Origin of the sequence: Chromohalobacter sp. 296-RDG, assembly GCF_029889885.1 — a bacterium.
Lineage (GTDB): Bacteria > Pseudomonadota > Gammaproteobacteria > Pseudomonadales > Halomonadaceae > Chromohalobacter.
In genome coordinates this window covers 1-5592 of the sequence record NZ_JARANY010000096.1, presented here as the reverse complement: position 1 = coordinate 5592, position 5592 = coordinate 1, and the positions used below count along the sequence as shown (strand labels likewise).

6 protein-coding genes are annotated in these 5592 nt (G+C 62.6%); 3 read left to right on the top strand and 3 right to left on the bottom strand.

What is annotated here, in order from left to right; genetic code table 11:
- Positions 1-197: 197 nt before the first annotated feature.
- Both OP495_RS16205 and OP495_RS16200 read right to left on the bottom strand, forming a co-directional pair.
- A complete protein-coding gene (locus tag OP495_RS16205; protein WP_280564316.1) occupies positions 198-371 on the bottom strand; it encodes a hypothetical protein in 174 nt (57 codons plus the stop codon).
- A gap of 28 nt (positions 372-399) precedes the next feature.
- Positions 400-1206, bottom strand: coding sequence for a helix-turn-helix transcriptional regulator (locus OP495_RS16200; RefSeq protein ID WP_280564314.1), 807 nt, complete (start codon positions 1204-1206; stop codon positions 400-402).
- Positions 1207-1366: 160 nt separating this feature from the next.
- Here OP495_RS16200 and OP495_RS16195 point away from each other — a divergent pair, with 160 nt between their 5' ends.
- The 3 genes from OP495_RS16195 (at position 1367) to OP495_RS16185 (ending at position 5342) form a co-directional block, all read left to right on the top strand.
- The gene (locus OP495_RS16195; protein ID WP_280570738.1) at positions 1367-2842 is read left to right on the top strand and encodes an alanine/glycine:cation symporter family protein; all 1476 of its coding nucleotides are present in this window, start codon (positions 1367-1369) and stop codon (positions 2840-2842) included.
- Positions 2843-2922: 80 nt separating this feature from the next.
- Positions 2923-4323 carry an aspartate ammonia-lyase gene (locus OP495_RS16190; RefSeq protein WP_280570737.1) on the top strand — a complete coding sequence of 467 codons (1401 nt, stop codon included), beginning with the start codon at positions 2923-2925 and terminating at the stop codon, positions 4321-4323.
- Positions 4324-4325: 2 nt separating this feature from the next.
- A complete protein-coding gene (locus OP495_RS16185) occupies positions 4326-5342 on the top strand; it encodes an asparaginase domain-containing protein (protein WP_280570736.1) in 1017 nt (338 codons plus the stop codon).
- Positions 5343-5359: 17 nt separating this feature from the next.
- Here OP495_RS16185 and OP495_RS16180 read toward each other — a convergent pair.
- On the bottom strand, positions 5360-5592 hold a 233-nt coding region (locus OP495_RS16180; RefSeq protein ID WP_280570735.1), incomplete at its 5' end, for a VOC family protein.

The window sequence follows — 5592 nt, the reverse complement described above, 5'->3', positions numbered from 1 at the left end:
TCATAGAGCGTCTCTACCAGAAGGTGGGAGTTTCCTTGCCAACCACATTTATCAGACGTTACCCGAGACAAACGGTTCCTGCATCAAGCGCCTCTTGCGCACTTTCAACGTGATATCTCCGCCATGCGTATGCCTTCGCGCATCAAAAAACCCGATGCTTCGGCACCGGGTTTTCAAGGTTCATGCGATCGCGTGGCTTACTGCCCCAGGCCTTTGGAAAGCTCGGCCGTCTCCTCCGGCACGACCTCGCCATCACCGAGGTTGGCGAGGAAGTAGAAGTTGGCACGACGGCGGGCCCGAGAACTCAACGCCGCACGGAGCACGAGGGTCTGGCGATGGATGTCTACGCTTTCATCTGATCTGCAAGCCAACGCTCACCGCGAAAGCCGTACTGCCGCCTTAGTGGCGTGCACGAAAGTGCTGTTCCCCAGGATCAATGTCGTTACGGAGCCTATCGTACAACTCTGAATCGAGCTCAGGGGCATCCAGGGACAACAACCCACATTTCTCGAGCGCTCGCCGTACGCTCATCTTTTCATCCAGGCGTTCGTAGACGACGCGCACGCAGTTGGGCATGCGCTCGCTGTTATCGGCCACGCCGAGCTTCAGTCCGGTTAGGCGATGCACTTGGCTCTGAAAACTGGGAAACAGGATGGTCTGGGTGATTTCATTGCCATTGAGCGTCTCATAGTCGACCAGAAAGATACGGTCGGCGAGGCGAAAGGCCAAGCCATGGTAGCGATTGTGACAGGGGCGCGTGCCGGGTCTCACCTGCATGCGCTCAGTGCGCTGATAGACCGTGCCCTGCTCACGCGTTTCAAGGCATACCAGTGTACGAATCACCTGGCCGGGCCGGGACATTGAGCGGTAGTACTCGAAGTAGCACCCAAGATAGCGCGCCATGCCCTCCTGCCCTCGTGCCAGCAGCGCGCTCGGCCACTCCGCCGGCGGCTCGAACGCTGCCGCACGGGCATCACGACCGACCTGCACCAGCGTGCGGAACTCCGCCTGAGGTAGGTAGAGCTCATGCTCTTCGACACCGAATAGAGCACAGATCCGCTGCAAAGCAGCGTGGCGCGGTCGATAGCGACCACTGAGGTAGCGATTGAATTGGGAGCGGTTGATATGCAAGCGCCGGCAGACCTCGGCAATGGAGGGATAGTACCCGCACAGCAGGCGCAGGTTGGCCAAGAAGTCGTCTTGCATGCCATTGGCTCCGGGTCACTACACCCAACGAGGTGGTGCAGTCTGATGCACTTTGTAGCGTCAAGTATGCACCGCAATGCACCGATGCGCCAAGTTTCCCCAGCACGATCAATTGTTTCAATCGAGGAGCGCTACCACTAATACAATAGCGGAGATCCATATGCTTGAATTGCTCAACGAGCTCCTCTGGGGCAAAATCCTTCTCGTTCTGCTGGTCACCGTGGGCATCGGCTTCACCGTTGCCTCTCGCTTCGTCCAGTTTCGCTACTTCGGCCGCATGTTCCAGATCCTGGGATCCCGTCAGGCTTTCCGTCATGATAAGCATGGCCACCTCAGCAGTTTCCAGGCACTGATGTTGTCCGTGGCCGGCCGTGTGGGCGGTGGTAACATCGCCGGCGTCGCCGTGGCCATCACCCTGGGCGGCCCGGGGGCGGTGTTCTGGATGTGGCTGGTCGGCCTGATGGGCATGGCCACGAGCTTCCTGGAATGCACCCTGGCCCAGACCTTCAAGCAGCCCCAAGGTGACGGCACCTATCGCGGCGGCCCGGCCTACTACATCGTCAAGGGCCTCGGCCGCAACTGGCGTTGGCTGGCCGGCGTCTATTCCGCACTGCTACTGCTAACCTTCGGCTTCGCCTTCACCGCCCTGCAATCCTACGCCGTGTCGACCTCTTTCAACGACGCCTTCGGCGTGCCGGTGCTCTACAGTGGCATCGCTCTCGCCATGCTGGTCGGCCTGATCATCTTCGGGGGCATCAAGCGAATCGCCCGCATTTCCGAAGTACTGGTGCCCTTCATGGCCGTGGGCTACCTGGTAATCGCGCTGTTCATCGTTGGCATGAACCTCGAACGCATCCCCGAGATCGTGACGCTGATCGTAAAGAGCGCCTTCGGCCTCGAACCGGCCATCGGCGGCGGTATCGGTGCCGCACTCATGATGGGGCTCAAGCGCGGGCTGTTCTCCAACGAAGCCGGCTTAGGCAGTGCCCCGAATGTGGCCGCCGTCGCCTATGTGCCACACCCGGCCAACCAGGGTATCGTGCAGGCCTTCTCGGTGTTCATCGACACCCTGATCATCTGCTCCTCCACCGCCTTTTTGATTCTGCTCAGCGGCGCTTATGAGCCAGGTGCCAGCGGCAATGTCGAGGGCATTGCCTTGACCCAGGCGGCACTGGCCGACCATGTCGGCGAGTGGGGGCGCTCCTTCGTCAGCGTGGCACTGCTACTGTTTGCCTTCAGCACCATCCTCTACAACTACTACCTAGGCGAAAACAGTCTGAGTTTCTTCAGCCGCAACAACCAGAAACTGTTCAACGCCTTCCGCGTGGCGATCGTGCTCCTGGTGTGCTGGGGTGCTACTACCAATCTGGACTCAGTGTTTGGTTTCGCCGATGTAACCATGGGTCTGCTGGCGGTGGCTAACCTGGCTGCGCTCATCCTGCTGTTCAAGAAGGGCCTGCGCATCCTCAGGGACTACGATGACCAGTGCCGCCAGGGTATGAACCAGCCGGTCTTCGACGCCAGCCAGCACCCGGACCTGAACCTCTACCCGCAGGCTTGGGATCTCAAGACTGAAGATAGAGAGCGCCTCAAGACCGTCGATACCAAGGCTTCTGGTACCCACGCAGCGGAGTGATCCGCCGTCCGTTCTACTACCGCGCCGGTCCCACCCTCGACAGGGCCGGCGTGCCTCTTTGACGCAAGAGCGTTTTTGCCATGACCACACGTATCGAACACGACCTGCTGGGCGAACGAGCCCTACCGGCGGACGCCTGGTACGGCATCCAGACCCAGCGCGCGCTGGAGAACTTCCGCATCACCGGTATTCCGATCAGCCACTTCCCCGAGCTGGTACAGGCACTGGCCATGGTCAAGTCGGCCGCGGCCCACGCCAATCAGGAGCTCGGCGTGCTCGAGCCCCACAAGGCCGAGGCGATCCAAGCCGCCTGCGCTGACATCCAGGCTGGTACGCTGCACGACCAGTTCGTGGTCGACCTGATCCAGGGCGGCGCAGGCACTTCGACCAACATGAACGCCAACGAGGTGATCGCCAACCTGGCGCTGGTCAAGTTAGGTCACCCCAAGGGGGCCTATCAACACCTGCACCCCAACGACGATGTCAATCGCTCCCAGTCGACCAACGACGCCTACCCCACCGCCGCCTGTCTGAGCCTGCAGTTCGCCGCACAGCCGTTGATAGCGGCCATCGGCGCGCTGCGCGATGCCCTTCAGGAGAAGGCCGTGGCCTTCGCTGACGTGGTCAAGATGGGACGCACCCAGCTACAGGATGCGGTACCCATGACCCTGGGCCAGGAATTCGAGGCCTTCGCGGTGAATCTCGGCGAGGACATCGACCGCTTCCAGGAAGCCCAGCAACTGCTTTGCGAGGTCAACCTCGGTGGCACCGCCATTGGCACCGGGCTCAACGCGCCGGTGCGCTACCAGGCGCTGGCTGTCGAACACTTGGCACGCTTGTCCGGCCGGCCACTGGTACCAGCGTCGCACCTGGTCGAGGCTACTTCGGACATGGGAGCATTCGTCTTCCTGTCGGGGATGCTCAAGCGCTTCGCCATTAAACTGGGCAAGCTGTGCAATGACCTGCGCCTGCTCTCCAGTGGACCGCGTACCGGGCTCGGCGAGATCAACCTGCCGCCCGTGCAGCCCGGTTCCTCGATCATGCCAGGCAAGATCAACCCGGTGATCCCCGAAGCAGTGAACCAGACGGCCAACCAGGTAATCGCCAGCGACCTGGCGGTCACCCTGGCCGCCGAGGCGGGGCAGTTACAGCTCAACGTCATGGAGCCGATGATCGTCTATAACCTGCTGAACGCCATGCGCATGCTGGGGGAGGCCTGCCATATGCTGCGCACCCGCTGCATCGTCGGCATCGAGGCCAACCGCGAGACCTGCGCCCAGCACGTCGAGCACAGCATCGGCGTAGTCACTGCGCTAGTACCGCACATCGGCTACGCCAACGCGACACGTATCGCTCAGCAGGCCCTGCACAGTGGAGCCACGGTCCGCGAGTTGGTGATCGCCGAAGGGCTGCTTGACCCCACTCGTGTCGATGCACTGTTGAGCCCCCAGGCCATGCTGGCCCCCGCAGCGGAGAAGTGAGCATGGCACGCCTGTTGATCCTCTACACCGGTGGCACCCTAGGTATGCAACCTTCGCCGAAGGGCTATGTGCCCTCGCCGCAGTTTGCCGAGCAGTTGGAGGCAGCGCTGGCGCTCGAACCAGCCGGTCGCCTGCCCGACCACGACCTCAAAACTCTACACCCATTGATCGACAGCGCCGAGCTGACACCTGCAGCGTGGAATCGGCTGGTCGCCGCGCTCGCCGAGGAGTGGGCAAGCTACGATGGTTTCGTCATCCTGCACGGCACCGACACCCTGGCCTACACCGCCTCGGCGCTCTCCTTCCTGCTCGGTGCGCTGGATAAGCCGGTGGTGCTCACCGGCGCCCAGATCCCGCTGGGCGAGCCGCGCAGCGACGCCCTGAACAACGTGATCCTGGCCATGCAAGCAGCCAAGCATCCGCACGCCCCCCGCGAGGTATGTATCGCCTTCCACGACCGTCTACTGCGCGGCAACCGCGCGCGCAAGTGCCGAACTCAAGGCCTGGACGCCTTCGACTCTCCCAACGCGCCCTGGCTCGGTGAGGCAGGCATCGAGTTGCGTCTCAGCGGCCTCCCGGCACTGCCGGTCGGCACCCCTGACCTGACTCAGGCCGACTTCGTGGCAGGACACGTCGCCGTACTGCACTGCCACCCCGGGTTGTCACCACAGCAAGTCACCCGGCAGCTCGACGACCCTCAGCTCCAGGGCCTGGTGCTGATGACCTACGGTGTCGGCAACCCCCCCGGACTCGACGGCCAACTGCTCGACTGCCTGCGCCGTGCCACCGAACGCGGTCTGGCCATCGTCAACGTGACCCAGTGCGGCCAGGGCACGGTGCAGCAGGGGGCCTACGCGACCGGCCGGCGACTCGAGGAGGCCGGCGTTATCTCCGGACATGACCTCACTCCTGAAGCGGCGATCACCAAGCTGGAAGTGCTGCTGGCCCGCGGGCAGCTCGGCCAGGCGCTGCGCGACGCCCTGTCCCGCCCATTACGCGGCGAGATGGGCGCGCACTAGCCGTCGATGCTGTTGCGTCAACTCCCCATGTGGCCCAGCTGCTCGGGCTGAACGACCTCGATCCAGTAGCCATCGGGATCCTTGACGAAGGCGACGTCCTTCATCTTGCCGTCTTGCGGGCGCTTCTTGAACTCCACCCGGTTGGCGTCGAACCAAGCCACGGCGGCATGTAGGTCCGGCACCGAGAAGCAGATATGCCCGAAGCCCTGTGGCTCGGCGTTGCCGTCATGATAGGCAAAGCCTTCCTGAT